The organism is Vibrio sp. 1580, assembly GCF_033340055.1.
Genome location: NZ_JAWOVT010000438.1, coordinates 1 through 609 on the forward strand (window position 1 = coordinate 1; position 609 = coordinate 609).

Here is a 609-nt window from a genome sequence, read left to right on the forward strand (position 1 = left end):
CGTAAGCGTCCTTTAGTGCTCACGGCTGATCGCGGTAGAGGTAAAAGCAGCGCGTTAGGTATCGCTTGTGCTCAGTTGTTGCAACACAAGCCGCTGCGTATATTACTTACCGCGCCTTCTATTAACGCTGTTGAGCCAGTCTATCAGCACGCGCAGCGTTTACTTACGGATGCCAAACAGATGAAGAAAGACCGTTTGGAAGTCGGATATGGGTATATTCAGTTTATTGCGCCTGACGAATTGTTGTCTTCGCTGCCTGAGTGTGATTTGTTGCTAGTTGATGAAGCGGCTGCGATTCCCGTCCCGATGCTCAAACAAATCACCGAGCATTATCATCGTTTGGTCTTTTCTAGCACGATTCATGGCTATGAGGGCTGCGGACGTGGCTTCACGTTGAAGTTCATTGAATGGTTGCAACAACAACGACCTGGCATGAAGACGTATCACATGCAGCAGCCAATTCGTTGGAGCGTAGATGATAAGTTAGAAACGTGGTTGTATGACGCTTTTATCTTGAACGCGGAATTATCGCCGCAATCCATTGAAGGCATGGCGAACGTATCGTTGAACAAAGTGGACAAGCAAGCACTGGTTCACCAACCCAACTTA

General features: G+C 47.9%; 1 pseudogene. It reads left to right on the forward strand.

Annotation, left to right across the window (positions count from 1 at the left end):
- Positions 1-609 (forward strand): annotated as a pseudogene (locus R7093_RS26460) (tRNA(Met) cytidine acetyltransferase); the annotation flags it as partial.